At 66.2% G+C, this 340-nt stretch carries 1 pseudogene; it reads left to right on the top strand.

Annotated elements, in window-relative coordinates:
- A pseudogene (locus QM841_RS43745) lies at positions 1 to 340 on the top strand (IS1380 family transposase); the annotation flags it as partial.

Raw genomic sequence — 340 nt, 5'->3', positions numbered from 1 at the left:
GACAAGGGCGCCAACCCGGGCCGCAAGGTCGCCTCGCTGGTCGGTGGGATGGTCGCGGGCGCCGACAGCATCGCCGACCTGGCGATCCTGCGGCACGGGGCGATGGGAACGATATTCGATCGACCCTATGCACCGTCGACCCTGGGATCGTTCCTTCGTCAGTTCACCTTCGGGCACGTTCGGCAACTCGACGCCGTGGCCTCGCGGTTCCTGGGCAACCTCGCGGAGAAGACCGTGCTGGTGTCGGGGATCGACACCGGGCGGGTGCTGGTCGATATCGACGATACGATCATCGAGGTCCACGGCCACGGCAAACAAGGCTCCGGATACGGCTACTCCG

The sequence above is a fragment of the Rhodococcus sp. IEGM 1307 genome, from assembly GCF_030056915.1.
Taxonomy (GTDB): Bacteria; Actinomycetota; Actinomycetes; order Mycobacteriales; family Mycobacteriaceae; genus Rhodococcus_F; species Rhodococcus_F opacus_D.
The sequence above is the reverse complement of the archived record's forward strand: the minus strand, read 5'-3'. Positions and strand labels throughout refer to the sequence as shown.